24 protein-coding genes are annotated in these 25,787 nt (G+C 50.7%); 9 read left to right on the top strand and 15 right to left on the bottom strand.

Annotated elements, in window-relative coordinates:
- Positions 1 to 3: 3 nt before the first annotated feature.
- The gene (gene ruvB, locus MMG03_RS07100; RefSeq protein ID WP_249505966.1) at positions 4 to 1,074 is read left to right on the top strand and encodes a Holliday junction branch migration DNA helicase RuvB; all 1,071 of its coding nucleotides are present in this window, start codon (positions 4 to 6) and stop codon (positions 1,072 to 1,074) included.
- A gap of 45 nt (positions 1,075 to 1,119) precedes the next feature.
- Here the strand turns inward: ruvB and MMG03_RS07095 are convergent, their stop codons facing one another.
- Positions 1,120 to 2,601 carry a BamA/TamA family outer membrane protein gene (locus MMG03_RS07095; RefSeq protein WP_249505965.1) on the bottom strand — a complete coding sequence of 494 codons (1,482 nt, stop codon included), beginning with the start codon at positions 2,599 to 2,601 and terminating at the stop codon, positions 1,120 to 1,122.
- A 138-nt stretch (positions 2,602 to 2,739) separates the two neighbouring features.
- Between MMG03_RS07095 and MMG03_RS07090 the strand changes: the two genes are divergently transcribed.
- The 5 genes from MMG03_RS07090 (at position 2,740) to MMG03_RS07070 (ending at position 10,470) form a co-directional block, all read left to right on the top strand.
- On the top strand, positions 2,740 to 5,088 hold the full coding sequence (locus tag MMG03_RS07090; protein ID WP_170932290.1) for an MMPL family transporter: 2,349 nt from the start codon (positions 2,740 to 2,742) through the stop codon (positions 5,086 to 5,088).
- A complete protein-coding gene (locus MMG03_RS07085) occupies positions 5,069 to 6,262 on the top strand; it encodes a pyridoxal phosphate-dependent aminotransferase (protein ID WP_249505964.1) in 1,194 nt (397 codons plus the stop codon). Before MMG03_RS07090 ends, MMG03_RS07085 begins: the two co-directional genes overlap by 20 nt.
- Positions 6,263 to 6,360: 98 nt before the next feature.
- Positions 6,361 to 8,409 carry an ATP-binding cassette domain-containing protein gene (locus tag MMG03_RS07080; protein ID WP_249505963.1) on the top strand — a complete coding sequence of 683 codons (2,049 nt, stop codon included), beginning with the start codon at positions 6,361 to 6,363 and terminating at the stop codon, positions 8,407 to 8,409.
- On the top strand, positions 8,406 to 9,911 hold the full coding sequence (locus tag MMG03_RS07075) for a serine/threonine-protein kinase (RefSeq protein ID WP_073161046.1): 1,506 nt from the start codon (positions 8,406 to 8,408) through the stop codon (positions 9,909 to 9,911). The genes MMG03_RS07080 and MMG03_RS07075 overlap by 4 nt, the downstream gene beginning before the upstream one ends.
- 148 nt (positions 9,912 to 10,059) lie before the next feature.
- A complete protein-coding gene (locus MMG03_RS07070; RefSeq protein ID WP_073161043.1) occupies positions 10,060 to 10,470 on the top strand; it encodes a YraN family protein in 411 nt (136 codons plus the stop codon).
- A 4-nt stretch (positions 10,471 to 10,474) separates the two neighbouring features.
- Here the strand turns inward: MMG03_RS07070 and MMG03_RS07065 are convergent, their stop codons facing one another.
- Positions 10,475 to 10,873, bottom strand: a complete 399-nt coding sequence (locus tag MMG03_RS07065; RefSeq protein WP_073161042.1) for a hypothetical protein — start codon at positions 10,871 to 10,873, stop codon at positions 10,475 to 10,477.
- Between the two features lie 80 nt (positions 10,874 to 10,953).
- Between MMG03_RS07065 and MMG03_RS07060 the strand changes: the two genes are divergently transcribed.
- Positions 10,954 to 11,553 carry an L-threonylcarbamoyladenylate synthase gene (locus tag MMG03_RS07060; protein WP_073161039.1) on the top strand — a complete coding sequence of 200 codons (600 nt, stop codon included), beginning with the start codon at positions 10,954 to 10,956 and terminating at the stop codon, positions 11,551 to 11,553.
- Between the two features lie 136 nt (positions 11,554 to 11,689).
- Here MMG03_RS07060 and MMG03_RS07055 read toward each other — a convergent pair whose 3' ends face one another.
- From MMG03_RS07055 to MMG03_RS07040, 4 genes are all read right to left on the bottom strand, one after another.
- Positions 11,690 to 11,980 carry a GIY-YIG nuclease family protein gene (locus tag MMG03_RS07055; protein WP_249505962.1) on the bottom strand — a complete coding sequence of 97 codons (291 nt, stop codon included), beginning with the start codon at positions 11,978 to 11,980 and terminating at the stop codon, positions 11,690 to 11,692.
- Positions 11,981 to 12,170: 190 nt separating this feature from the next.
- Entirely contained in the window at positions 12,171 to 12,674 is a 504-nt protein-coding gene (locus MMG03_RS07050; protein ID WP_073161033.1) for a 3-hydroxyacyl-ACP dehydratase FabZ family protein, read from the bottom strand.
- Positions 12,643 to 13,626 carry a UDP-3-O-acyl-N-acetylglucosamine deacetylase gene (locus tag MMG03_RS07045; RefSeq protein ID WP_249505961.1) on the bottom strand — a complete coding sequence of 328 codons (984 nt, stop codon included), beginning with the start codon at positions 13,624 to 13,626 and terminating at the stop codon, positions 12,643 to 12,645. The genes MMG03_RS07050 and MMG03_RS07045 overlap by 32 nt, the downstream gene beginning before the upstream one ends.
- On the bottom strand, positions 13,601 to 13,852 hold the full coding sequence (locus MMG03_RS07040) for a hypothetical protein (RefSeq protein ID WP_249505960.1): 252 nt from the start codon (positions 13,850 to 13,852) through the stop codon (positions 13,601 to 13,603). Before MMG03_RS07040 ends, MMG03_RS07045 begins: the two co-directional genes overlap by 26 nt.
- Here MMG03_RS07040 and MMG03_RS07035 point away from each other — a divergent pair.
- Positions 13,837 to 15,222 (top strand): TrpB-like pyridoxal phosphate-dependent enzyme, encoded by a 1,386-nt coding sequence (locus MMG03_RS07035; protein WP_249505959.1) that lies wholly within the window; start codon positions 13,837 to 13,839, stop codon positions 15,220 to 15,222. The two genes, MMG03_RS07040 and MMG03_RS07035, sit on opposite strands and share 16 nt — an antisense overlap.
- Before the next feature lie 132 nt (positions 15,223 to 15,354).
- Complete coding sequence (locus tag MMG03_RS07030) at positions 15,355 to 16,119, top strand: co-chaperone YbbN (protein ID WP_073161022.1); 765 nt, start codon at positions 15,355 to 15,357, stop codon at positions 16,117 to 16,119.
- Here MMG03_RS07030 and MMG03_RS07025 read toward each other — a convergent pair.
- The 9 genes from MMG03_RS07025 to MMG03_RS06985 all read right to left on the bottom strand — a co-directional run bounded on the left by MMG03_RS07025 (position 16,098) and on the right by MMG03_RS06985 (position 25,773).
- Complete coding sequence (locus MMG03_RS07025; protein ID WP_249505958.1) at positions 16,098 to 18,302, bottom strand: DUF6055 domain-containing protein; 2,205 nt, start codon at positions 18,300 to 18,302, stop codon at positions 16,098 to 16,100. The two genes, MMG03_RS07030 and MMG03_RS07025, sit on opposite strands and share 22 nt — an antisense overlap.
- Before the next feature lie 170 nt (positions 18,303 to 18,472).
- Positions 18,473 to 19,225 (bottom strand): flavodoxin family protein, encoded by a 753-nt coding sequence (locus MMG03_RS07020; RefSeq protein ID WP_249505957.1) that lies wholly within the window; start codon positions 19,223 to 19,225, stop codon positions 18,473 to 18,475.
- 59 nt (positions 19,226 to 19,284) lie between these two features.
- Positions 19,285 to 20,133: a patatin family protein gene (locus MMG03_RS07015; protein ID WP_073237233.1), complete on the bottom strand. Its 849-nt coding sequence runs from the start codon at positions 20,131 to 20,133 to the stop codon at positions 19,285 to 19,287.
- The gene (locus MMG03_RS07010) at positions 20,130 to 20,861 is read right to left on the bottom strand and encodes a 1-acyl-sn-glycerol-3-phosphate acyltransferase (RefSeq protein WP_249505956.1); all 732 of its coding nucleotides are present in this window, start codon (positions 20,859 to 20,861) and stop codon (positions 20,130 to 20,132) included. The genes MMG03_RS07015 and MMG03_RS07010 overlap by 4 nt, the downstream gene beginning before the upstream one ends.
- Before the next feature lie 8 nt (positions 20,862 to 20,869).
- A complete protein-coding gene (gene fabZ, locus MMG03_RS07005; protein ID WP_073161010.1) occupies positions 20,870 to 21,322 on the bottom strand; it encodes a 3-hydroxyacyl-ACP dehydratase FabZ in 453 nt (150 codons plus the stop codon).
- Entirely contained in the window at positions 21,319 to 22,050 is a 732-nt protein-coding gene (locus MMG03_RS07000) for an SDR family NAD(P)-dependent oxidoreductase (protein WP_073161008.1), read from the bottom strand. The genes fabZ and MMG03_RS07000 overlap by 4 nt, the downstream gene beginning before the upstream one ends.
- A gap of 22 nt (positions 22,051 to 22,072) precedes the next feature.
- Complete coding sequence (locus MMG03_RS06995; protein ID WP_249505955.1) at positions 22,073 to 24,469, bottom strand: beta-ketoacyl-[acyl-carrier-protein] synthase family protein; 2,397 nt, start codon at positions 24,467 to 24,469, stop codon at positions 22,073 to 22,075.
- Positions 24,470 to 24,497: 28 nt separating this feature from the next.
- Positions 24,498 to 24,740 (bottom strand): acyl carrier protein, encoded by a 243-nt coding sequence (locus MMG03_RS06990; protein ID WP_073161004.1) that lies wholly within the window; start codon positions 24,738 to 24,740, stop codon positions 24,498 to 24,500.
- A gap of 136 nt (positions 24,741 to 24,876) precedes the next feature.
- Complete coding sequence (locus MMG03_RS06985) at positions 24,877 to 25,773, bottom strand: hypothetical protein (RefSeq protein ID WP_073161002.1); 897 nt, start codon at positions 25,771 to 25,773, stop codon at positions 24,877 to 24,879.
- Positions 25,774 to 25,787: the final 14 nt, after the last annotated feature.

The raw sequence follows: 25,787 nt of genomic DNA, 5'->3' as shown, positions 1-25,787 counted from the left end.
CCTATGGAAGATCAGCGTATTATTTCTCCGGAAAGACGTTCTGGTGACGAAGGCGATGCCGAAAACACCCTCCGTCCCCCATCACTTGCGGAATTTACCGGACAGAAATCCATTAAGGAAAGTCTTTCTATCGCCATTGAGGCGGCAAGGCATCGCGGAGACGCCCTGGACCATTGTCTATTTTCTGGTCCTCCGGGACTTGGTAAGACGACTTTGGCTGGGATTATCGCCAAGGAAATGGGCGTGAACATCCATATTACCAGCGGACCGGTTCTTGAAAAAGCCAGTGACTTGGCAGGTCTTTTGACTAGTCTGCAGGAAAACGATATTCTCTTTATCGATGAAATCCATCGTCTGAACCGCGTTGTAGAAGAATACCTCTACCCCGCCATGGAAGATTTCAGGTTGGACATCATGCTGGATTCCGGCCCTGCGGCCCGCAGCGTAAACCTCCCCCTGAAGCATTTTACCCTGGTGGGCGCGACCACCCGCAGCGGCCTTCTGACTGGCCCCTTGCGTGATAGATTTGGTCTTCAGTATCGCCTGGAATTGTATGATGAAGAAGATATCATGCTGATCTTGATGCGTAGCGCAAAAATTTTGGATATTGAATTGGATGAAGATGCCGCCAGATTGCTAGGTGGTCGTTGCCGCGGAACACCCCGTATCGCCAACCGCGTGTTAAGGCGTTGCCGCGATGTGGCTCAGGTTCGTGGAACTGGAGTTATCGACTTGAATTCTGCCCAGAAAACTTTGGATATGCTGGGAATCGACGGCGAAGGCCTAGATGGCATGGACCGTAAAATTCTTACGATGCTTATAGACAATTTCGGTGGAGGTCCAGTGGGCCTTGGAACTATCGGGGCTGCTATTGGCGAAGAACCCGATACCATTGAAGAAGTGTATGAGCCCTACCTCATTAGAAAGGGCCTGCTTTCCCGTACTCCTAGAGGGCGCATGGCCACCCACAACGCGTACGAGATGCTGCACAGGCAGATTCCACCCAGAGCTGTATCGCAGTTCCAGGGGCAGACGCAGGCGGGCTTCAATTTGCAAGAAGAAATGCCTCTTTAGTTTCGGCTCGAGTTGTTGCCGTTCCTTTTGCTGCAGCTTCGGTTGTTATCGGAATTCCGGTGCGATGGTTATAATCATATTGACGCCGTGCAGTCCGTGGAATCCCAGCTGCACACGGCACAGGAACATGTTGGGCTGACGAACTCGGATGCCAAAGCCCCATGAGTTGTAGTAATGGTCGAAACTCCACTTGTCGATTTTATCGGCGATAAGTGCGTATTCGTTGAACACGACTCCATCAACAAAGCGGTCTACCGGCCAGCGATATTCTGCGCTCAAGGACATGATATGATGGGATGCCCATGTATCCCCATATCCACGCAGCGGAGTTCTTGCATTCAATGTGGGGAATGCGTTAAAGGGTGCGCCGCCTTTTTCCATTTCCCATAAATCAATTAGCCTATACTGTAAGGCGATAACCCTTCTCTCAAAAAGGGTTTGCATCATGTTTTCGGGACGCCATACACGAATGGCTTCATCCCAGGAAAAGTCGGTATAGAACTTACGGTTCTGTCGGGCTTCTGTTGCGCTTAGAATATAGTTGGGGCTGCTGCCTAGCAAGAAATAATGCTGGAGCAAGAACTCCGTGCGGATGTAATCGTGCTTTCTTTTGGAACCATTAATGATATCTTCGTCATAATAGTCCTTGGCTTCATCGCCCAGTTCCTTGACACTTACGCCGTCGTACTTGCTGACAATGTTATAGGAACCTGAAAAACTGACGCGGGAACCTCGGGATGGGGCGTATGGGTAATCCAGGTCGTCGTAGATGATGGATGCACCAATGGGAAATTCCATATGGTCTTGATATAGTCCGCGGTCTTCGATGGAAAACTTCTTGCTAAATAACAGGGAGTCTTCGATATCGGGAACATCGGCCTTGATGAAGTTTTGGGTTGTCCAGATTTCAGCATTCCAGTTGCGGTTGTCAGAAAGCGGTGCGCCAAGTCGCCAGGTAATACTAAAGCTGGAATCCGGCTGTAGATAGCTAGCCTTTGTTTCGGGAACAATAAAATGTCTGTCTCGGTTCCAGTTGATACTGTAACGAACGCCGGCGAAAAGCGGAGTCCCAAGGATAGACTGCTTGGTGTATCGTGTATCGAAGGCCAAGTCGCCGTTGGCAAAAAATTCCCCTTGCAGCACTAGATAATCTCGATCCAGGAATACGCTACGGTGTCGATAGACAACGCCCAGTTCGGTACTTGCGCCCGGTTTTAAGTTGAAACTAGGGTAAATGAATATGTTCTTGCGTTCGCCGAAGGTGATTAAATCCACCGACCTTTCGATGACTCCGTTCTTGACCGCGTAATCGATGGGGGTCGCAATCGGGTAGATGAGGACGTTCAGTACTGGCTGGATGATGTAGTCCAGGGGCCATTTCCACAGGTTAGACCACTTGAACGAATCTTCTTCTTCGACGTTCTCTGTTTCGGGATTTTCGGAAGTTGAATTTTGAAGTGCAGGATCATTGGATTCCTTGGTTTGTGCAAAAGGGCTTGCAGCCATCAGCAGCAAACAAAACGCCATCGTAGCGATCTTCCTACATAAACCCAACTTCATACCCCCCCAATTTATAATTATATTGTTGTCATGTTTTCTGCGTTCGCAAAAATAGTTAAGAGATTAGGGCAAAATTATAGGGCGAATATCATCGTATCGTTGGTATTGGCCGCACTTTGCATCTATCCCATTAACCATTTGCGTTGGGAACTCCAGTTGCAGGATTCTCTGAAGGGAAATGAGGTACAACTAGATTATCAGGATATTGAAAATTCTTTTGGTGGATTAGGCAGCCTCACTATTGTCTTACAATCAAAAGACAGTTTGACGAATTTCAACCTGGCCCGTAATTTCGCCAGGGATTTCTCCAAGGACCCTCTGGTTCACTTTATCGAGTTTGCCGCCGACGAAAACTTTTTCAAGAAGAACCGCCTCCTGTATGCCAATGAAGACGAAGTTGCCGCTGTAGTCAACATGGTTGACAGTGTCAAAAACGCCCATTTCCGTAAAAGCAATCCCTTTCTAGTCGACCTTACTGAATCTGCAGATAGTGCAGGTGCAACTGCAGAAAAGGCTGATGGACTGGTAAAGCAGATCGAAGAAAAATACTTTAGGGAACTCCAACAGTCCCATGCCAACAATGATGGGACAATCCGTGTCATTGACATCTACCCCACCCATTCCCTGACCGACCTGCAGTCAAATCGCAATCTTTACAACCGAGCCAAAGCTTATCTTGACTCTGCAGCAAGCTCACGAAACATTGAAGTCTACTATACCGGAAAGATTTACAAGTCAATCAAGACCGGTAAGAAACTTCTGCCCGAGGCAAAATTCGCGGGGGGAATGGCTGTCATCATCCTCCTGGTGCTGTCCATGCTCCATTTCTATAGACGGCCCCAGTTGATCCTGATTTCTGGTTTGCCTATTGCACTTCCCACCATATTCATGTTCGGGATTGCCTACCTGTTTTTTGGAAGAATCAATCTGTTTACGTTAAACCTGGCCTTGATTTTGCCGGGCCACGCCATGCAAATACAGACGCACCTCCTGACCCGATTCTTCCAGGAACGTGACCAAAACTTAAGCCCCACCCTCAGTACCGAAAGTGCTATCCTGGGTATTATGCCTCCGGTTGCGGCCTCTTCGCTAATCATGGCTGCCCTGTTCCTTTCGCTGTTGCTGATTCCTCTGCCGGGTTTGCGGGAATTGGCAATCCTTGGAGCCATCGGAGTCTTGATGAACCTCTATATCTGCCCCCTTCTGGGTGTATCGCTGTTGCGCTTTGCCCAGCAGAAGAAGATGTTCAACATTGCCGAAATTTCCCGACACATTCCTCGACGTCTCAAGCTGTTCCCCAATAAGGTGAACTGGGCCATCATTGTATGCATCAGCATCCTCAGTAGCGCAGGCCTTTTGTACAGCGGCAACAACCTGGCCTTCCTTTACGATTTCAGGCAGACCGAAATGCAGTTGGATGAGCAGAAGGTGAACGCCTTGATCGAAGAGACCGGATTCTCCACCTTCGATCCAGTCATTGTGATGTTGCCGGACTCCTCATACAGTAGCAGCATCCAGGAAGACTTCAAACACCTGAAGGATCGTGGACAGATTCCCGACTTGGGAAGAATTTACACCCAGTACCAGTTCATGCCCAAGATGAGCAAGAACAAGAAAAATATGCTGGAACACCTGAAGGCGGAGCTGACTCCTCAGATTTTGTCTCGCTTGGCCACAGACGACAGTGTTTCTATCGTGGAGATGCTCTCTAACTATGAGAATGACATCCAGGAATTCAAACTTTCTGAAGATATCCGCCGCAAGTTCTCGGGCAAGGACGGTCAGTCCGGAGTATTTGCCTTTATCATCCCCTCTTCCGATCCTGACAATGGCCTGGCCTGCCGCCACATTAATGCTCAGCTCCAGAAGTTTGACGGCATCCAGGACAACAAATTCAAGGTCTGCGGAACCCCCATCCTTAGAGCAAACGTATTGGACCTGGTGCTCCAGAATGTCGACAAGTCCATTGTGCTTGGGATCATCATGCTTTGGTTCATTCTGCTGCTGTACTACAATAAATTGAGCCGAGCCTTCTTTACGGTACTCCCTTCCATGTTCTCTATGAGCTGGTTGACCATTCTTGTTCACGGTTGGGGAATCCATATTTCGTTCTACAGTTCCCTGGTATTCGTGCTGCTGATTGGGGTCAGTGTTGATGGCTCCTTGCAGCTCTGGTCATCCTATTACGAAAAGCAGAATGGAACCGCCTGGACCGTTCTGCGCGCAAAGCTTTCTTCAATCCTTACGGCACAGGGGGCCGGTTTTATCGGCTCTTTCGCCATGTTGCTTTCGTCCCACCCGGGTATTCGCAGCATGGGCATTATCAGTGCCATCGGATTGATTTGCATATTCATTTCACAGTTAACCATTTACCCCCTTATCGCAAGTACGTTGGATACTTACCGCGTCATCAAGAAATCAAGGCTCAGAAAAAATGAAACCTCTATCCACTAGAACTTTGAATATTGCCGCCAGTTTGACGGTCGCTATCGATACTTTGGCCAAGCAGATGATTGCTGATGGCAAGGACGTTGTCAGTTTGGGTGCCGGTGAACCGGACTTCCCTACACCGGAGCCTATCCGTGTTGCTGCTTGCAAGGCTATTGACGAGGGCAAGACCCGCTACACCGCACCTGTGGGCATTATGGAAGTCCGCAAGGCCGTGGCCAAGAAACTGAAAGATGAAAACGGTCTGGACTACAAGCCGGAACAGATCATCATGACTAGCGGTGCAAAGCATGCCGTGTTCAACTCCTTGGCTGCACTTGTGAATCCGGGTGACGAAGTGATCGTTCCCGCTCCTTACTGGGTCACTTACCCCGAACTGGTAAAGTGGCTTGGTGGTGTGCCCGTAATTGTACAAGCTACCAAGGAAGCCAAGTTCAAGATTACCGCAGAACAGCTCCGCGCCGCCATTACAGACAAGACCAAGGCAGTCCTCCTGAATAACCCCTGCAACCCCACCGGAGCCGTGTACACCAAGGAAGAACTGGGTGATCTGGCCAAGGTAATCGTGGAAAAGGACATCTACTGCATTTCTGACGAAGTGTATGAATACTTCGTCTACGATACCGAATTTACAAGCGCCGCCGCCTTCCCCGGCATGGCTGAACGTACCATCGTCATTAACGGTTTCTCCAAGTCCCATTGCATGACCGGTTGGCGTATCGGTTACAACGCAGCCCCCGCCGACATCGCAAAGATCATCGGCAAAATCCAGGGACAGGCAACACACCACCCCAGCAACGTAGCGCAGTACGCCGCATTGGGCGCTCTTGAAATGGACAAGTCTAACGTAGAAGCCATGCAGGCTGCATTCCTGAAGCGTCGCAACTACATGCTGAAGCGTACCGCAGAAATCCTGCCGGTTCCCGCTCACGCACCGGAGGGCGCATTCTATCTGTTCGCTCCCGTGACCTGTTTCTACGGCAAGAAGACTCCCGAGGGTAAGGTCATTGGCGGTTCCGTTGAACTTTGCGAATACTTGCTGCAGTCTCAGGGCCTTGCCATTGTGCCGGGTGCCGCATTCGGTGACGATACCTGTGTTCGTTTCTCTTACGCAGCCAGTGACGAAACTTTGGAAAAGGCATGCGACCGCTTTATCGCCGGCCTGAAGGCTCTGGTTTAATTATGAATTACGAATTATGAATTATGAGATTCATCAAGATGGTTTTAGTACTATTTTAAAGTTTTGTAATTCATAATTCCTACCTTATAATTAGTTATATGAAGTCCTTCCAGATCGTCACTCCTTCAGCCGACAAGCCCTTTACTATCGGCCGTAAGTCGGATAATTGCCTGGTGCTAGATAACCTGATGGTGTCTAGACAGCATGCGGTATTGGAGTGCGTTTCTGGCCAATGGACTTTGCGGAACCTGACCGAGAACAGCGTAACGCAGCTGAATGGTGCCGACGTTTCTGCACCGCGTCCCATTAAGGATGGCGATGTCATTCTTATCGGAACGCAGAAGTTGCAGGCCACCTTGAAGGATCGCCATCTGTCGTTACTGGTGATGGATGCCTTCAACAATTCTGAAACGGAACTGCCTGAAGGTATTTCCGTCGAGACGTCTGCGAGCGCCGCCCTGATCAACTTTACACAGAAGATGGTCTCCCCCCAGGGGAAAGTCCTTCGCTCCATACCCCTGAACGAAGGTGAAATTCTCAAGATTCCCGGTTATGAGCTGGAACTTTCGGAAGGCCGTGTCGCCTGCTTTAACGCCCCTCAGGGTTTTAGCGTCACCGCCCGCCAGCTGGATATTTTTGCAGGTAAAAAGCAGATTGTCCGCGACTTGAATTTCACGCTGCCCGCCGGCGAAATCATGGCTATTATCGGTCGTTCAGGCCAGGGAAAATCCACCCTCCTGCGACTGCTACAGGGCATTCACAGCTGTGGCGAAAAATCACAGGTCCGCATCGGAGACCTGGATTACCGCAATGCAGAAATCCGCAAGCATATTGCATTCTTGGAGCAGGATCCGGAACTGCGCCGCGACCTGACAGTCCGCGAAACACTTCTGGATGGCGGACGCACCAGCATGAACCGCCATGAATTCAAGGCTAATGCCCAAAAACGCATGGAGCAGTTCTGTCAGCTTTTCGGTCTGACCGAACGCATGGACAATCTGGTAAAGACTCTGAGCGGAGGCGAACTCCGTCGTGTGGCCCTGGCCCGCGAACTCATGGGCAACCCGGGCCTTATCGTTCTCGATGAACCTCTTTCCGGATTGGATCCTTACAACGCCAAGATCCTCTGCACCCATCTGCAACAGCTTTCGTTCCTGGGGCACACGGTGATTCTTACCACCCATAGCTATGAAGCTTTGGACATCGCCAACAAGGTGCTGGTATTACATCACGGGGAACAAGGTTTTTACGGCACCCCCGCCGATGCCTTCCGCTATTTCAACACCAGGGATCCCGAAGAAATTCTTTCGGACCTGAACGACGAATCCGCCACCAACTGGAAGAACTCCTGGGAACGTAAGGCCCAGGATAATCAGGACGATTCTAACGGCGACGAGAGCGCCCATCCAAACATTTATTTCGTAAAGAATGAACTTGCCCCTGTGCTGTTCTACAAGATAGGTCTTACCGCAAAACAATGGTTCCGCGACCTGGGAAAGACCCTCACCTTGATTATTCAACCCCTGGTTATCGGTGGACTTTTCTCCCTGATTTTTTCGGAGCTGACTTCTCTTTGGATTGTAGCCTTCGCCGTCATCCTTTCGGCAAACTGGTTAGCCCTTTCCTTGTCGATCCGCGAAATTGTTCAGGAACGTCAGATTCTCCAGGGCGAGTTCCGTAAGGGCGTAAAGGTCCTGCCCACCCTGCTTTCAAAGGCCACCCTCCCCACCTTGGTGGCCTGGATTCAGACGCTTATCGTATACGCCTTCGTCAATTTCAGGATCGCTTCCCACGTTCCCGTGACAGCACTTTTGCTTACTACGGCAGCCATGGTCCTGCCAGCCGTCATGGTGGGCTTAATGGTGAGCGCCTTCTCCAGGAATTCCGGACAGGCAAACGCTACCCTCCCCTTGCTTATTATTCCCCAGGTAGCACTTGCCGGTGCGCTGGTTCCCCTAGATCAGATGCAGGCTCTTGGCCGCGCCCTGTCTACCGTAATCTGGTCCCGCTACAACCAAAATAGCCTTTTGAACCTACTTTTAGAGCGTCAAGACCCCGTTGTAAACATTGTTGCCGCCATCGCCATCGCCGTAGGTTTTTATATTGTGATGGCAATTAAACTTTTTAGATCCAAGAACGCAAAATGATCGCACCGCAGAAGCCAGAAGTATTTCCTCGTCCTTTTAACGCAAACTATGACCTCATTGGAACCTTGGGTAAAGGGGGCATGGGCAACGTCTACAAGGCCATGGACAAAAGGCTTAACCGCGAAGTAGCCTTCAAGATCTTGGACGCCTCCTCCGATGAAGAGGCCATCAAGCGTTTCTACATGGAAGCTCAGGCCATGAAAGAACTGGACCACCAGAACGTGGTTCATGTGTTCGACTTTGGTCAGCAGAACAACCAGCTGTTCATTTCCATGACTTATGTGGAAGGCACCAACCTTTCGGACATCCTCCACAACAAGGAACAGCTCTCCTTCGAGGCCATCGAAGTCATTATCCGCCAGATTGCCCGCGGCCTGCTCTACGCCCATAACAAGGGTATCGTTCACCGCGACATCAAGCCCTCCAACATCATGCTGACCCGCGACAACCGCGTGTACATCATGGATTTCGGCATCTCCTACATCCAGGAAATGGAAAAGGAACGCCTGACCCGCACCGGCATGACCATGGGTACCCCGGAATACATGAGCCCCGAACAGTGCCACGGTGACAGCGTCACCCTGCAGACCGATATCTACAGCATGGGCGTCATTCTTTATGAGATGACCTGCGGTCGCCTCCCCTTCGAAGGTGAAAAGCCCATCGAAATCGCCCTGAAGCACGTTCAGCAGCAGCCCCCTCCGCCGGAACAGTTCCGCAAGGATATGCCTGCAGGCCTCTCCAAGCTGATCCTCAAGTGCCTCAAGAAAAAGCTGAACGAACGCTTCCACGACATGCAGGAATTCCTGGATGCCTGTGACCAGGTGTTCACCACCGAACGCGATCGCCAGACTGGACGCATGGGAAACCAGACTCTGCTCCACAAGCACACCCAGTCCATCGCCGACATGGCCAACAAGATTTCGCCCAAGGCCCGCCTCTTGCAAAAGAAGCTCACCGCCCTGGCCGTGTTCATCTTCCCGCTGATCATCATGCTGCTGATCCTGCTGATGCTCACCCACAAGCCCGAAAGCACCCTCCGCGAACTGGAGTGGAACGACGCCATGGGCAACTACGAAACTAAGGCACTGGAAATCGACCAGAAGAAGGGATATCCGCTGGACAACCTTAAGGACAATGACCTGAAGACCGCCTGGCTGGCCCCCGTCCCCCAGAAGCCCCAGAATCCCGTTCTGACCCTTTACTTTGAAACCAACGCCGTGGTCACCCATTTCGGTATCGCCGTTGGCTACCAGAAGTCCGTGGACGACGCCTTCGGTGACCGCTTCCGCATTTTCAAGAAGCCCCGCACCCTGACCCTCGAAACCAAGGACGGTTTCAAGCAGAAGGTAAAGCTGGAAAACATCAAGGGTATGCAGTACCCCACCATCCAGGCCATGGAAACCACCGAACTGAAGATTTACCTGGACAACGTCCACGAAGGTGAAAACGCAGACTTCGCTGTTTCTGAAATCCGCCTGCTGGGAATGGAACTGCCCTAAGAGGCAAAGCCTCTACCGCCCGGGCAACGGGCAAAAATCGTCGACCTGAACACGAAACGTGTACAGGACATGCATTGACTATATGAAAGAGGGGTCGCGCAATTTCATTGCGCGGTTCGTTAAACTTTTAATAAAAAGAAGGTTATGCATGAACAAGACCGTACATTCTGACACACGCAAAAAAGGCAACGCCATCGAAGACCAGGCAGCCGCATTCCTGACCCGTAACGGTTATCAGGTGGTGGCCCGCAACTATGCCTACCGCGGAGGGGAACTGGACATTGTGGCAAAACAAGGCGAAACAATCGTCTTTGTAGAAGTCAAGTCCGTCTGGAATAATCAGCAGGGGAATCCCGCCGCCCGCGTGAATCGCCTAAAGCAGAAAAAGATCTGGCACACCGCCTGCCACTTTCTCCACTCTCACCCCCAGATTGCCCCCAGGGGTTTTGACCAGCCTTGTCGTTTTGATGTACTGAGTGCCAGGGTCTACCAGTCTCCCCTGCAATTTTCACACATTCAGAACGCCTTCGAAGGAACCCAGGTGGTTCCCCAATGTTAGCGCATTAAAGTTCGATGATCCATTCTCTGGAATCCGGTGTCTTGGAATAGACCGTCTTGCTAGACTTGGAACGTTCATCTATAACGGTAATTTCCATACCGATCAGGTGATTCTGGGTATCCCAATCCTTATGAACCACCGCCCTCTGGACAATTTCGTTGTTGATGGTCCATACCACGTTACAGTTCTCGATGGCTCCGATAGAAACCTCATAGTCACCGCCTTCCAGGTCATTGGCCATCAAGGTGCAGCGGGAATCAACAGCCACGTCCACCATATCTTCGGGATTTTCGCGCTGGATACTCCCCTTCAGAAGTACGTAGGAATAGAAGTCATCCCCCGCAGAAAAACATCCGGAAAGGAGGGCGGAAACAACCAGGAGAACAATCATAGAATAACGCATAGTGCAAAGATAGTCAACATGGACTATCCTTAAATAAATTTTTTTGAGCCAATTCAAGCTTTTTTGTGTAAATTCAGCACATGCGATTTGAAGTACATCCACAAAATCCTCAGGCCCGCATTGTTAAGCTGGCCGCCGCCGCCCTGGAAGACGACGGTCTTGTTCTGTACCCTACAGAATCCGGTTATGCTATCGGCTGTAACGCAGAATCCCCCAAGGCCATCCACAAACTTTATGCCTTGAAAAAGCCCATGAAGAAGTTCTTTATGGCCCTGATCATTCCCGATATCCGTGCCGCCACCGACTACGCCCGCATCGACAATTTCGCCTTCAACATCATGAAGCCCCGCGTACCCGGCCCCTTCACCTTTATTCTGCCCGCCGACCATCACATCGCCCGCCGCCTAGACGTAAAGCGCCCCGAAATCGGCGTGAGAATGCCCACCCACCCCTTCTTCAAGGAACTGTTCCAGCATTTCGACAAGCCCATCCTCAGCACCGCCGCCAAGCTCAGCGACGAAGACATCTACGAGCCCGACGAACTCTGGAAAACCTTCGAGCATTCCGTAGACATGATGGTGGACTGCGGCCCTATCGAAATCTGCCCCACCAACATCATCAGCCTGGTCAAACACGGCGAAGTGGAAATCATCCGCGGCGAGCTGGACCCGGAGATGTAGACTTCACGTCAACCATCGTCATCCCGAGCCTTCAATTATCGTCATTCTGAGAGCCGCAGGCTCGAAGAATCCATAACGAACCTTAAACGCATTTCGTCATTCTGAGAGCCACAGGCTCGAAGAATCCACGACGAACCTAGAACAAATCAAAATACAAGTCCCTCCATGTTGGATTCATGCTTTCCAGCAATTCTATCTTGCGCACCCTTCTCCACCCTTTCAACACTTTTTCCCGTTCTATAGCAAAGCGGATATCATTATACACTTCGAAATATCCAAGCTTATCAACTCCATATTTCTGCGTAAAACCAGGAATTGCCTTGCTTTTGTGTTCGGAAACTCTGCGTTTCAGATCATTAGTAACACCAATATATAGTGTCCCATTTCGTTGACTAAAAAATATATATGTGTAGCCATGTTTCTCCATAAAAACGAAGATACCAAAAAAGGACTGTCATTTGATGACAATCCTCTTTTTTACTTATGTACTGGATCCTTCAGGGCTACGCCCTTCAGGATGACGTAACGCCGTTAACGAACCAGCATTCCCGCGACACACTTTGACCACTTAGCACTTTAGTGCTTAGTGGGCATGATCCCCCTTGCGGGGAGAGCCACTAAACCATAGCTGCAGAAAATTCTGCTTCGGTCACCAGGTCTTCGCCGATGAACACCTGACCGGCATACTTGAAGATGCCGCGACGAGCCATGCGGAGGTCAGTGAGACGGACCTTCAGGATGATATCGGTAGGAGGAATCACAGCCTTGCGGAAGCGGCAGTTTTCCACACCCATGAAGGCGGGGCGCTTGCCAACAGTCTTATCTTCCATTGCGATCATGGTCAGGAGAGTTGCTGCCTGAGCCATGGATTCAATCTGGATCACGCCGGGCATCACCGGATTGCCGGGGAAATGGCCCTTGAAGAAGTCCTGTTCGCCAGTCACATGCATACGGCCCACCAGAGAAGGGGGATTTTCTGCAGTGCCATCACCCATGTTCAATTCCAGGATTTCGTCAACGAAAGCAAAGGGGAACTTCTGGGGAAGAACTTCGTGGCAAACATCTTCGCCGTAGAGAACGCCTTCTTTATCAGATTTTTTCAAAGAGTCCAGCAGAGACATAAGGTATTAACTTCTCCATGATTTGTCGGTGAGAAACGTGCCCACCGTTGGTGATTTCAATCCGCACCTTGGGGAGTGCAGGACAAATGAATGTTATATCGCCAATTAAATCTAGTATTTTATGCATGGCAGGTTCATTGGCGACACGGAAATTTTCGTTGCAGGGGCATCCTGCGGAGGCTTTTGCGTCTAAAAGAAGTCCGCAGCTTTCATCTACGCCTTTTAATAGACCGTTGGACCGCGCAGCGTCAAGTTCTAACTGAGAAATAAACGTGCGGGCCATAAAAATCTGAAACAGGTTCTCTGGAGAATAAAGGCTAACCGATGCGGCCGACTGCAAGTTGCAGGTGTCACCGCGGGCCACACTGCGGTCCAGAACGTACTCCACCTCGAAAGTTTCTGCAGGCATGATACGTACATGGCCATAGGTTCGCGGATTATCACCCGACGTTTTCAAATCCCAGTTAGCGTTTACCGGGGCATCGTAAAAAACAAGTTCTTCAGGCTCCCCCGCAGCTCGGCGCAGGCCATAGAAAAACGGTGCAGCAGAACCATCCATCAAGGGAAGTTCTGCAACCTTCGCGGCGGACTTGCCGTCTGCTCCACAATTCACATCGGCTCCGCTCACGATATTCACGTTAAAGCGGCGGTGGGGCCACATCAGAAAAACAGGAGCCAGATGTTCCGGGCTGGCCATAGCACCGCAGTTCAAACCGACAGCATGGGCACGAGCCTCGTCGTCGTAGGTGTAGATGGCTGTACGGGCAGCTTCAAACTTCAAGTCAGAAAAAATCTTGCAAAGATCCGTGCGGTAGACTTCCTTACCATCTACGCTCCAGACCACTCGGGGCTTGTGTGTAGGATCCCTTTCCAGAACGTCCACCGTCACCATGGCGTTCTTGTAGCTCAGCGACGGAGACTTAAATTCATAATGCTGTGAATTGGTCGTCATAACTTTGGGCAAAGATAGTATAACTTTCCATACCTTGTGATTTGCCTTTTGTCAGTAGCATCTTTAGTGCGGTTTTCGCATTTTCAACGACGTTTTTACAAGGTTTGCGTTTTACATCCGTCTTTTTTTGTGTAAATTTAAGGCGAACTTTTTTTGATTTTTCAAAAACGGGCTTTGCCCGACCAAACTTTACAAACCAAAAGGAATAATATGCGTAATTGCTCATCTCTTAAGATTGATGGTCCTTGCAAGATCTACCTCGAAGAATCCGAACTTCCGAAGCAGTGGTACAACGTCCGTGCCGACATGAAGAAGAAGCCGGCACCGCTCCTGAACCCGGGTACCGGTAAGCCCATGACTGCCGCCGAACTGGAAGGCGTGTTCTGCTCCGAACTGGTCAAGCAGGAACTGGACAACGATACCGCATATATCGACATTCCTCAGGACATCCAGACTTTCTACAAGATGTACCGCCCGTCTCCGCTGGTCCGCGCCTACTTCCTGGAACAGGCCCTCGGCACTCCGGCTCACATCTACTATAAGTTCGAAGGTAACAACACCAGCGGCAGCCACAAGCTGAACTCCGCTATCGCCCAGGCCTACTACGCCAAGCAGCAGGGCCTTAAGGGCGTGACCACCGAAACTGGTGCAGGCCAGTGGGGTACCGCTCTTTCCATGGCTTCCGCCTTCTTCGGCATTGACTGCCAGGTTTACATGGTGAAGTGCTCCTACGAACAGAAGCCTTTCCGTCGCGAAGTGATGCGCACCTACGGCGCTTCTGTCACTCCGTCTCCTTCCATGAACACCAACGTTGGCCGCAAGATCAACGAAGAATTCCCGGGCACCACTGGTTCTCTGGGTTGCGCTATTTCTGAAGCTGTTGAAGCAGCCGTTACTCAGGAAGGCTACCGCTATGTTCTTGGTTCCGTGCTGAACCAGGTTCTCTTGCACCAGTCCGTTATCGGTCTCGAAGCCCACGCCGCTCTCAAGAAGCTTGGCGTGAAGCCGGACCTGATCATCGGTTGTGCAGGTGGTGGTTCTAACCTTGGCGGTCTTATCTCTCCGTTCATGGGCGAAAAGCTCCGTGGCGAAGCCGACTACGATATTCTGGCTATCGAACCTGCAAGCTGCCCCAGCCTTACCCGCGGTAAGTACGCTTACGACTTCTGCGATACTGGTAAGGTTTGCCCGCTGGCCAAGATGTACACTCTGGGCTCCAGCTTCATTCCGTCTGCAAACCACGCTGGTGGTCTGCGTTACCACGGCATGAGCTCTGTCCTTTCTGAACTCTACGATCAGGGCCTGATGCGCGCTGCTTCCGTAGAACAGACAAAGGTGTTCGAAGCTGCTAAGCTCTTCGCTCAGACCGAAGGTATCCTGCCGGCTCCGGAATCCAGCCACGCTATCCGCGCTACTATCGACGAAGCTCTCAAGTGCAAGGAAACTGGCGAACAGAAGAACATCCTCTTCGGCCTCACCGGTACTGGCTACTTCGACATGGTGGCTTACCAGAAGTTCAACGACGGCGAAATGAATGACTACATCCCCACCGATGCAGACATCGCAGCAAGCCTCGCCAAGCTCCCGCAGGTCTAATAGCGGAAAGCAGAAAGGTTAAAGCGTAAAGAAATTTCTTTAATCTTTGTCCTTTAAACTTCAACCTAAATCTCGTGGGTTCCCTACGAGATTTTTTCTATTTTATCGTTTATAAAAAAGGAAGGCCTTACAATGAACTTTAAGAAAATTTTAGCACTTTCAGTTGCATTGATTTTTTCTGCAGCCCAGGCTGAAGATGTCATCAAGATCGTCCGTGTGGATGACAATAATTTCGAAAAGGAAATTCTCCATACCGACAAACCTACCATCCTGGATGTATTCTCTTCCAGCTGCCCGCCTTGTTTGATCATGATTCCGACCCTCATCGATATCGCAAAGAAGTATCCCGATGTTAAGGTGGCTTCCGTGGGCTTTGATGAACCTAACGTTCAAAAGATCAAGAATACCTTGCCTATCCAGGCCTTCCCCACTTTCTTCTTGATTAAGGATGGCCGAGTCATCAACCGTATCCAGGGTGCCGCCAGCGAAGCGGATTTGCTCGCAGCTCTTCAGTATACTCCTAAGGCCCAGCCCGCAGCAAAGCCAGCCAAGGCAAAGAAAAAGACCGGCACCCAGAAGTTGAGCTGCTCCGCCAACGGCCAGTTTGGAGGCCTTCAGAACCATGTGACGATGACCCTTGTAATTACCGATGACCATATCGATAACGTCGACCTGGTTACCGACGTTTTTGTTCCGCCTGAAATGGACAGCCGTCGTGATCATATAAAGCAAATGTTTATTCAAAGCGGTAAGGGTACTGTAGAAGAAACGATTACCGGCTTTAGACTCCACACTGCAAATGAAAGCCCCTTTATCAAGGCAATGAATATGCAGCGCAAGTCCAGCTATGCCGAAATGAAGGCTGGCCTGGAACTTCAGGGCTTCAAGTGTAAGTAATTAAATTTGCGCCCTTTTAACTTACGGCCCATGGCATCGAACTTGCCTTGGGTCTTTTTTATTATTGTCGGGCGCACGCGATTGGCAATTCCTGTGGGATCCTTATTTTCGACAAGTTCCTTATCTTCGTCAATGGTGTACCACTTTGAAATTTCGGGGAGTTGGGTAGCATCTTCGGGAGCCTGGGTACGACCTGCTCCATAAACGGGATCGCTGAGCATACCGTCATCCACCATTCCGTAGAATACGCCAGAAGTCAGTTCCTTGGTAAAGTTGTTTTCAAGGTCTCCACGGAGTTGTGCGGTTCCGCTTAGCTTCTTGCTTGCCACCGCCCACATGACGCCATAAACTTGGGCATCATCTGCGATGGTAGAATTCACGATAATAGAAAGTGCGCCCACCTTAGCGTTGCCAGAAACGCTACCGCTAACTAGCCAAGCGTCGTCCGTCAATCTAGCGTTATCGCTGATGGTTCCCGAAGTCACCAGGGCGCGTCTAGAAACAACCGCATTTCCGCTGATGGTCCCGCCGTTAACAACAGCGTAATCTTCAATGCGGGCTTCTCCGCTAACGGTTCCCCCGTTGACAACTGCATCGGGGCCTACGTAGGCGGTAGCAGCCACCTTTGCCTTGGAGCTTACCCAGCCTCCGCCATTGGAATGCCTTGTATAGTTAGCGGTACTTGTCGGCGTCCAAGCCCCATCCTCATAACCTTCCGGTTTGCCGTTTTCAACACGGACCATGTAGGGGTATCTGTAGATGGTGTAGTAAAACTGGTCCCAGGTAACGGTGTAAAGGTCCTTGGGAGTAGCTGTCACCGCAAGCCAAAGGGCCTTGTCGTTTGCCTTGGTCTCGATGCTCAGATTGAACGCCGTTCCCGATTTCATTTCACTGTAACGGGGCGTTCCGTCGGAGCCTTCGGCCACCAGTCCCACAGTCCAGCTGGAGCCAGGGGCGGGCATAATTTCAGGTGACAGGTTGCAGAGATTTTTTTGCACCCACTTGTTCTGGGCATCGGACCATTCCCACACAGTTTCGGTTCCCAGGCAACCAAATTCAGACAACGGTTTAGAAGCCTGCACAATGCCGCGGAACTTGACGGTTACCTTTCCTGCGGAGTCGGGATAGATTCGCACCAGGTTGTAGCCGAAACGTTGCGGAGCCCAGTAACTGGGTACTTGATAGAAACTATCCACTTCATCCAACATGGTAACACGGCTGTGTCTGCGGTAGATGTCGCCGGAGCCTGTGGTGCGGCGGGTGGCGAATTCGTAGTCTCCCCAGGTCTTTTGGTACAGCGCCTTTTTTGCCCCGGCATATTCCAGGGTGGCGTTCTTCATGGCGAACTTGCCGAACTGGGCAGTCAAATCTTCGTAAGTCCAGTCGTAGGCGCCAATCATGGCGCTAAAGGGCGTCTGGGAGGAGTAGCCAATTTCGCCATCGTCAATCTTATCCATCCACATGCGGTTCACCATCTGCACGCCTTTCCAGCCTCCGCCAAATTCCTCTTTCAGATGTTCCATGAACTGCCAGTTGCAATAGCGGTCGCGGGAACTTCCATAATACAAGTACGGAAAGTTGATCAGTGCCTCGGAACAGTAGTGGGCGTCAGTGGGGTTCACCTGATGGGCCATCCAGTTGGCGTGGGATTCGCAGATCCAGCCGGCGGTGGCGTTGGAACCCATCCATCCGGCAACGCTCTGCAGGCCGTGGGCGTATTCGTGTGCCAGGCCCCACAGGTCCTTGAAGGCTCCAGAACCTAGCCAGAGACCCGGGGAACATTCGTCCTTCCCTGCCCCGTTCTTCACGCAGGCTTCCGTGTTGCCGCCGCCGTAAAGGGCCGCCATCTTGGAATCCTCGAAAAGGTAGGCCACACTCTTCAGTTTTTCATTGGCGTTGCTGGGCTGGGGGTACATCCACTTTGCGGAATCGTGGTAAACCGAGAAAATGTGCTCCAGAGTGTTCAAGGCGTTCTGCGCAGTGGAATTATCCAAGGTGGCATTGTTGGCGGAGCCATCGTCGTGAGTCGCCTTCTTGCAGATTTCAAAATGGTCTGAGCTTGCCAAAAGTGTGTGACCCGCCGATGCACAAACCGGTTTCCAGGTAACGGCCGAGAAGGCGGTCCCCACTCCAACGAAACTTATAAGGCTAGCGGTTACCGCCAGCGATTTAAATCCAATCATAAACACTCCTTAATAACCAATCATCCCTAATTGGCCTACTTTGGAATATAAATTCTTAACTAAAAAAAGGGCCTGGACCTCGGGGCGACAAGCGCTAATTGTGTTTAAATCCGTGTAAAAAATCCCGCCTTTTAAAGCGGGACATAAACGATTCATAAAGCGGAATTTTTCTAGAAGTTGTCGTCGCGATCGAACATGTGGGTCACAAACTGCACCACCAGTTCCTTGTAGACTTCTTCACTGAACATGGGCTTTTGCAGCAAGTCGATGGTTTCCTTGGAAAGGGCACCAGTCTTTGCCAGTTCCAGACCGCCCTTCTTGTACTTGGCTCGAAGCATGTTCAGGCGACGTTCGCCGCCACGATGGTGCAGTGCGCGCATCTGAGGGCAAGCCACCAGGGTGTAACCATCAGCACCCAGAATGATGTTGAACTGTTTGATGATGGGTTCATAAACAACATCCAGATCGCACCAGGCACAGCTCGAAAGCAAGATGATCTTCTGGCCGGGCTTCTGGTTCTGCAGACCGTGCATGGGCCTGTCCAGGGCGCCGGGCTCGTTGAGTCGCTGGCCCATATACGGGTGGACCATGCCTACGATGCGGTCCATCAGGCACTTCATCTGGCCGGGTACCCCAAACAGGTAAAGGGGGAAACTCCAGATGACGATGTCAGCCTCTTCCAACTTCTTGCGGATCATGGGAACATCATCGTCCTTCATAAAGCAGCTGCCATCGGGGCGGCCCCAGCAACTGAGGCAACCGCGGCAGGGCTTGATGTTCATGCGGTCGATGTAGATGTATTCACTTTCAAATTCGCCACCTTCCAGAATACCTTCCACAAAGGCATTGGTGGGGATAAGGGTTCCGCTCCGTTCATTCTTGGGGCTAGCCACCATTACAAGCACTTTCTTCTTATCGGACACTTTTCTATTCCTAATGTTTATGAGGTAGCGAATTTAAAACTTCTAACTTTTTTGCACAATCAGATTTGTAAAAATGCTTTCAGCTCATCCATGCGGCGCTTGGCGTATTCAACACCATGGTCGTAAGATTCGTTCATCTTTCCCATGTCGCAATCAAACTGGTCGCACAAGTCGATTTCGGGGCGAATCAGGAATAGCTTGCCCTGCTTTTCAAGCTTTTCCATTTCCAGGAACATCCTGTCGTAACGCTTCAGGCGAACCATCAGGGCGCGGAACAAGTCGGGATACTTGCGCTTATACATCGGGTTCAGCACAGCACGATACTTGCGGAAATCCGTTACCGCCTCGCCAGGGTAATGGGTCGAAAGGGCCACCACCTTGTCGCAACCTTTTTCGAAGGCTCGTTCAAAAGGAACCGGCACCGTAATGCATCCGTCGGCGTAATGCTTATCGCCAATGGGCGCCATGGGGAAAAGCATAGGCAAGGCACAGCTGGCACTGATCAAATCCAGCAAGCGCTTCTTGTCGTTCTTTTCGGACATGAATTCTGCACGGCCGGTTTCGCAGCAAGTCAAGCCAATTTCGCACTCGATTTTCGAATTGGAATAGGCTTCGAAATCCAGAGGCATCTTGCCGTCGGCGGCATCGTAATTCAAGGCATAGTATTCCTTGTGGATGCCAATATATTTGTTAGCCCACTTATGACCATTCTGCAGACGGGTAGGCAGCATGATAAAGCGCAGACGGCCCTGCTGGCGGGTGATGTAGTTTAAAGCGGCGTGGGCGCCGGCCGAAACTCCAGCCACGTAAGAAAAGCAATCTATGCCTTCGTCCATCCAGGTGTCAAGCACACCGGCGCTGAACATAGTCTGACGGGAACCGCCTTCTAGAACAAGACCGAACTTCACTTTGACACCTCTGCATTTTTAGCCGCATTTTCTACTGTCACTTCTTCAGGCGTTTCTTCGGGGGGCGGCAGGATTTCGTTTACGTTCCTACCCTGAGCCTGCTGCTTCAGCTTCCAGACCTTCTGACGGAAGTATTCGCTGCGTTCCGCCAGGTGCTGGGAAGAAGGAATTCCCTTCACACGTTCAATCTTTTCTTCTCCGCCAAAGACCAGCGCAGTGCGATGCCCACGCTTATAAGTACCGTCATGACCGACGCACACAACAGGCACGCCTGTGCTGCGGGCCAGGAATGCAAAGCCCGACTTGAATTCGTTCATCAAGCCATCTTCGCGGCACTTGCCTTCGGGGAAAATAATGACGGACTTACCGGCTTCCAGGTTTTTCTTGGCGATCAAGGCCCATTCTGTGTCCAGATTGTAGCGGTCACAGGGAATCACATGGACGCGGGTCAAAATCCAGTGGAAGCACTTCATCTCGAACCAGTCCTTGGCCACCACGATGTTCCTGTTCTTGAAAATCAGTGAAAGGAGCATGATCGGGTCGCAAGGAGAACAATGGTTCGCGATAATGATTCGCGGTTCCTTGAACTTATAAGATTGAACCGAAGGATCGGTAAAAGTAACCTTGGGGCGGAATACAATAAAGAAGTATGCTCGAACCGAGTAGATGACCGTCCATACAGCAAGCTGCATAAACGGTTCCGCCAACAACTTTAGGATGTGTTTCAATTCCAGACCTACTTACCCAAGGAGTCCTTGGGAATGGTGGTAAAGGTAAGACTGCCCTTGGCGTGAAGATTTCCGTTTACCTTGACCACACAGTCAAAGCCAACAATAATGCCACCACCCTTGGTCTTGTTCACGGCAATTTCAAGCTGGTCGCCGGGAATCACAGGCTTCACGAACTTGAAACCGTCAATCTTCAGCAACACATACAGCTTGTCATCCAGATCTTCGGGCTTTTTTTCAATCACCAGGGAGCAGAGCTGAGCGCAGGATTCCACAATAAGCACACCCGGCATAATGGGGGTGCCCGGGAAATGACCCATGAAGTAGGGTTCATTGACGCTAACGTTCTTGATGCCCACAGCAGATTCGTTGGGAACCAGTTCCGTCACCTTCTCGATCATCTGGAAAGGCGGACGCTGGGCAATCTTTTCGCTAATTTCAAAAATATTCATGGAACTCATAGAGAGAGACCTCCATCCAGCACAAATACCTGGCCGGTTACATAGGAGAACTGGTCAGAAGCAAGAGCCGAAACCATGTTGGCCACGTCTTCGGGGGTACCAAAACGCTTCAGGGGGATATTCTTGAGGTAACCTTCGCGGGTTTCTTCGGGAATGGCCTCGATCATGTCGGTAGCGATAAAGCCCGGAGCAATGGCATTCACGCGAATGCCCCAGCCACCCAGTTCCTTGGCAAGAGTCTGGGTCATGGAGTTTACTGCACCCTTGGTGGCACTATAGACGCTCTGGCCGGGCAAGGCGAACTTGGAGCTGACCGAAGACATATTGATGATGACGCCAGACTTCTGCTTGAACATCTTGAGTCCCACAGTCTGAGCGCAGTAAAGGTAGCCCTTCACGTTCAGGTCGAAGCACTTGTCCAGGGTTTCCTGGCTGATTTCAAGCAGGTACTGATCGCGGACGATACCGGCATTGTTCACAAGCACATCGATGCGGCCATAAGCCTTAAACACATCACGGACCATGGCCTTTACCTGGGCCAGATCGGCAACGTTAGCCTTATACACCATGCCGTCGCCACCTTCGGCCTTGATCAAGTCAAGGGTTTCAGCAGCAGCTTCGTCGGAACTGGAGTAGTTCACCACAACGGTGAAACCATCGCGGGCCAAGCGCAGGGCGCAAGCCTTACCGATACCTTTCGATGCACCTGTAACAATCGCAACCTTCATCAATATCTCCTTCTCAAGTAAATTACTTACCGAATACTACGGCGCTATAGGAGCCGCCTGTAGCAAAGGCAACCACCAAAATCTTCTTAAGACCAGCTGCGTCAACGTTCTTCCTGGAAACGGATCCGTCCTTGGCCACGAAGTAGGCATTGTCGCTTTCCATTTCGCCAGAAAGCAGCAGGGCGGCTTCGGCGGCAGCCAAAGTGGCAGAAGCGGCACGGCCTTCGCCAACGCGTTCCTTCACTTCGAACAGGGGAAGAGTTTCCAGCTTATCGCCAAATACGCGGGCCAGGGATTCCTTTTCAATGTCATCCACTGTCTTGAAACCGTCGGCAAAACCGCAAACGGCGTCAATGTCAGCCACAGCGAGGCCAGCATCCTTAAGGGCATCGTTAATGGCGTTGTCCAAAGCTTCGCCAGAACCGGCAACCTTACCGAACTTCACGTTCTTACGGCCATTGCCGTAACCCAGGGCGTAGCAGTAAACCTTGGCGTCGCGAGCCTTGGCATATTCCTCAGTTTCCATCATAATAGAAACGGAACCGTCGCCAACCACGAAACCTTCTGCGTTGTCGAAGGGAGCCACAACCTTATCGGCGGCCACATTCAACTTCTGGGCAAATTCAGTAATAATGGGCAGGTTTTCGTCGGAACCGGTAGCCATCATGGCGCTTTCCTGACCGTCATAAATAACGCCCATGGAGTATCCGATGCTATCGAGACCGGAAACGGGACCTGTGGTAATGGTCACGCCGTAGCCCTTGATGCCGGAGCAGATGGAAAGGTAACCACCTGCGGCATTGTAAACGGTATGGGGGAACTTGAAAGCACTGCCGTTGGCATTGCCCTGTTCCGCAATCAATTCTTCAAAATCATAAGTTGCACCCAGGCCACCTTCGCTGGTACCTACGATAATGCCCACGTCCTTGGCATTGTCATCGGTAACGGTGAAGTTTGCGTCCTGGAGAGCGCGCATGCCGGAAACGGTCTGGAGTTGACCCAGATTATCCAACTTGCGGTAGAATGCCATCTTGATTCCCAATTCCTTGTAGTCATCGTTGGTGATGGTGGAATGGACAGAGGCACTTTCGGGCTTGGCATCGTTCTTGACAGCATCCAGGTAAGCCTGCTTGGAATTACCCAGGGGGCTTACGATACCGATACCGGTAACGGCAATCTTCTTGCCCTTTGCCGGCTGCTTTACTACATCGCCAGCCATCTTACTAAAGACAATGCTTGCGTTGGTGCCACCGAATGCCACGTTATTGCTCATAACGCAGTTCAGTTCCTTGGACTTGGGGGTGTTTTGCACAAAGTCCATCTGACCGACCTTGGCCTTGAGGGCTTCAGAATCTTCGGCAGTATAATGGAGTGTGGGAAGAACGGTATTTGTGGTAAGAGCCTTAATGCTAAAGACGGCTTCGATAGCACCTGCGGCACCCAGGCAATGACCAGTCATCACCTTGGTAGAACTTACACTAATAGTGGGATTTTCTTCGGCAAAGAACTTGCCAAAGGCGTTGATTTCGGCATTATCATTCTTGCCGGTACCAGTACCATGGGCATTCAGATAGCCAATGTCAGACTTCTTGATACCAGAATTCTTGACAGCGCGATTCATGGCTTCGGTCAGGCACAGGCCATCTTCACGGGGGGCGGTAATGTGATGGGCATCACTTGTCACGCCTGAACCCAGCACTTCGCAATACTGCTTGGCACCGCGCTTCTGGGCATGTTCGTAAGATTCCACAACTACGATGCCGGCGCCTTCACCCAGAGTAATACCATTACAATGGTTAAAGGGAGAGCAACCGTTTTCGTCAAGTGCGTGGAGCGAAAGGAAGCCGGAATAAGGCACTGCGGCAAAGGAATCTGCACCACCTGCGATCACCACGTCGGCACGACCGGCACGAATCAAGTCGCAAGCCAGGGCGATAGAGATGGTACCTGCAGCACATGCATTTGCCACGTTGGTCACGATGCCGCCAGCTCCACAAGTTTCAGCAACCTGGGATGCGATGGAAGCGATGGGCATCTTGGGAATATCAGCAGCCGGGCGGCCATTCTGGTGGTAATGTTCCACGCTAATGACACCACCCACGCAGCTACCGATAATCACGGCGACACGCTGGTCGTCGCCAAAATTTCCGAGATTGGCATCTTTTAGAGCTTCATTTGCCGCCTTAATGCAAAGTTTGGAGGCGCGATCCTTTTCTTCGGGAGCATCAATTGCATCCAGGGAGTCGCAATTCACTTCTGCGGCAAGATCTGCATAGCAGTTCTTGGTATCTACAGAGGTGGTCTTATGAATACCCGAAACAGAATTTAGGGCATTTTTCCAAGTTTCTTCAACATTGTTACCGATGGCACAAATAACGCCAAGACCGGTAACGACACAGCGGCAGTCATTAGAAGTCATAAAAGATAAATCCGAAAATCAGATTGAATTACTTGTGGGATTCAATAAAGTCAGCAATGGTATCGATGCTCTGGAAGGGTTCCTTACCCACGCCAGTCATAGAAACACCAAAGGTGCTGTCAACGAAGGAGATGATTTCCAGGGAGTCGACGGAATCCAGGCCGATTTCTTCACCGAAAAGCGGGGTGTCATAGTTCAGAACGTCACCATCCACACCCAGATCAGACATAAAGAATGCCTTCAACTTGCTCTTAACTTCTTCATTAGCCATGCTAATCCTCTCTTTTTTTATGGTTTAATTTTTTTTGGCACAAAGATACAAAAATCTTTCTTCAAAAAATCCCCAAAAAGGCTGCGAGGTGCATGAATGGGCCATTTTGGCGTATGAATGAAGAAAAAAATGAATTTTAGCGTGATTTTCGTCCTAAATTTTTGAAATCCGGAGTCAATTTTACACAATTTGTGTCCTTGGGAACCCCTCGATAAAGGGATAATTCCACGTTAAAAACACCTTTTGTGCTGGCCGCAACCTGCCAACGGCTCCCTGCCGGACATTCTCCCAGGGGTATTTTAGATACGGCACTAAAACGGGTTGCAGTTACCTTCATGTCAAATGCGTCTGTAGACAGGGAATCTGTCATTTTTAAGGCAGCCGGACCTCCAATAGTCTTATTCTTGCCAAAATAGGCTTTCTGGGCATCGATATAGGCCAGGGCTTTCAGCTGCATATCTTCCAGATTTCCCTCAACGGAATTGGAGATAACTCGCTGATGACAGGTAGAAATTCCCAAACAGAGTATAATAAGTGTTATAATGATGGCAACAGGAAACGCTAACTTTTTTAAGGGAACGTTGCCGATGGTTTCGAGAACTTGTCGCGGGTTAACCCTTTCTCCTTCGTCGTCACCTTCCCCATTTTCCCATTTTAGCAACTTGAGGGCCACCAGAATGTGGACAAATTGCCTCGGCAAGGCAAGACCGATTAAGGCAATTGCCAACAGGGCGATTGATAAGGCTAACAAAATGGCCAGGGCCGTATCTGCTGCAGGCAAAATATCCTGAACTTCTTTCAGAAGACCTAAAAGCTGTTTGTCTTCTGCAAAGTTGTTAGAGGCGAATCGCCCTGTAAAATTATTATAGCGTGCAAGACCCAAAGTCACTGCATCATTCGCCATAACAAGAACCGCTGCAAGAACCCGCTGAATAAACAGCATCAACATGCCGGCAAAGGCGATTACGGCGGCCACCAACCGCCCCGTTCTTACAGCGGTCAACCCGTAGTTTATCTCTTTCTTTTCACTCATTTGTCCTCATTTTA

The sequence above is a fragment of the Fibrobacter sp. HC4 genome, from assembly GCF_023373925.1.
In the GTDB taxonomy this organism is placed as follows: domain Bacteria; phylum Fibrobacterota; class Fibrobacteria; order Fibrobacterales; family Fibrobacteraceae; genus Fibrobacter.
Note: the sequence above shows the minus strand (reverse complement) of the source record. Positions and strands in the feature narration are given on the sequence as shown.

Coding starts and splice junctions, on each gene's coding strand:
- ruvB (WP_249505966.1), top strand. CDS start 4: ATGGAAGATCAGCGTATTATTTCTCCGGAAAGACGTTCTGGTGACGAA.
- MMG03_RS07095 (WP_249505965.1), bottom strand. CDS start 2,601: ATGGCGTTTTGTTTGCTGCTGATGGCTGCAAGCCCTTTTGCACAAACC.
- MMG03_RS07085 (WP_249505964.1), top strand. CDS start 5,069: ATGAAACCTCTATCCACTAGAACTTTGAATATTGCCGCCAGTTTGACG.
- MMG03_RS07080 (WP_249505963.1), top strand. CDS start 6,361: ATGAAGTCCTTCCAGATCGTCACTCCTTCAGCCGACAAGCCCTTTACT.
- MMG03_RS07075 (WP_073161046.1), top strand. CDS start 8,406: ATGATCGCACCGCAGAAGCCAGAAGTATTTCCTCGTCCTTTTAACGCA.
- MMG03_RS07070 (WP_073161043.1), top strand. CDS start 10,060: ATGAACAAGACCGTACATTCTGACACACGCAAAAAAGGCAACGCCATC.
- MMG03_RS07065 (WP_073161042.1), bottom strand. CDS start 10,873: ATGCGTTATTCTATGATTGTTCTCCTGGTTGTTTCCGCCCTCCTTTCC.
- MMG03_RS07060 (WP_073161039.1), top strand. CDS start 10,954: ATGCGATTTGAAGTACATCCACAAAATCCTCAGGCCCGCATTGTTAAG.
- MMG03_RS07055 (WP_249505962.1), bottom strand. CDS start 11,980: ATGGAGAAACATGGCTACACATATATATTTTTTAGTCAACGAAATGGG.
- MMG03_RS07050 (WP_073161033.1), bottom strand. CDS start 12,674: ATGTCTCTGCTGGACTCTTTGAAAAAATCTGATAAAGAAGGCGTTCTC.
- MMG03_RS07045 (WP_249505961.1), bottom strand. CDS start 13,626: ATGACGACCAATTCACAGCATTATGAATTTAAGTCTCCGTCGCTGAGC.
- MMG03_RS07035 (WP_249505959.1), top strand. CDS start 13,837: ATGCGTAATTGCTCATCTCTTAAGATTGATGGTCCTTGCAAGATCTAC.
- MMG03_RS07040 (WP_249505960.1), bottom strand. CDS start 13,852: ATGAGCAATTACGCATATTATTCCTTTTGGTTTGTAAAGTTTGGTCGG.
- MMG03_RS07030 (WP_073161022.1), top strand. CDS start 15,355: ATGAACTTTAAGAAAATTTTAGCACTTTCAGTTGCATTGATTTTTTCT.
- MMG03_RS07025 (WP_249505958.1), bottom strand. CDS start 18,302: ATGATTGGATTTAAATCGCTGGCGGTAACCGCTAGCCTTATAAGTTTC.
- fabZ (WP_073161010.1), bottom strand. CDS start 21,322: ATGAGTTCCATGAATATTTTTGAAATTAGCGAAAAGATTGCCCAGCGT.
- MMG03_RS07000 (WP_073161008.1), bottom strand. CDS start 22,050: ATGAAGGTTGCGATTGTTACAGGTGCATCGAAAGGTATCGGTAAGGCT.
- MMG03_RS06995 (WP_249505955.1), bottom strand. CDS start 24,469: ATGACTTCTAATGACTGCCGCTGTGTCGTTACCGGTCTTGGCGTTATT.
- MMG03_RS06990 (WP_073161004.1), bottom strand. CDS start 24,740: ATGGCTAATGAAGAAGTTAAGAGCAAGTTGAAGGCATTCTTTATGTCT.
- MMG03_RS06985 (WP_073161002.1), bottom strand. CDS start 25,773: ATGAGTGAAAAGAAAGAGATAAACTACGGGTTGACCGCTGTAAGAACG.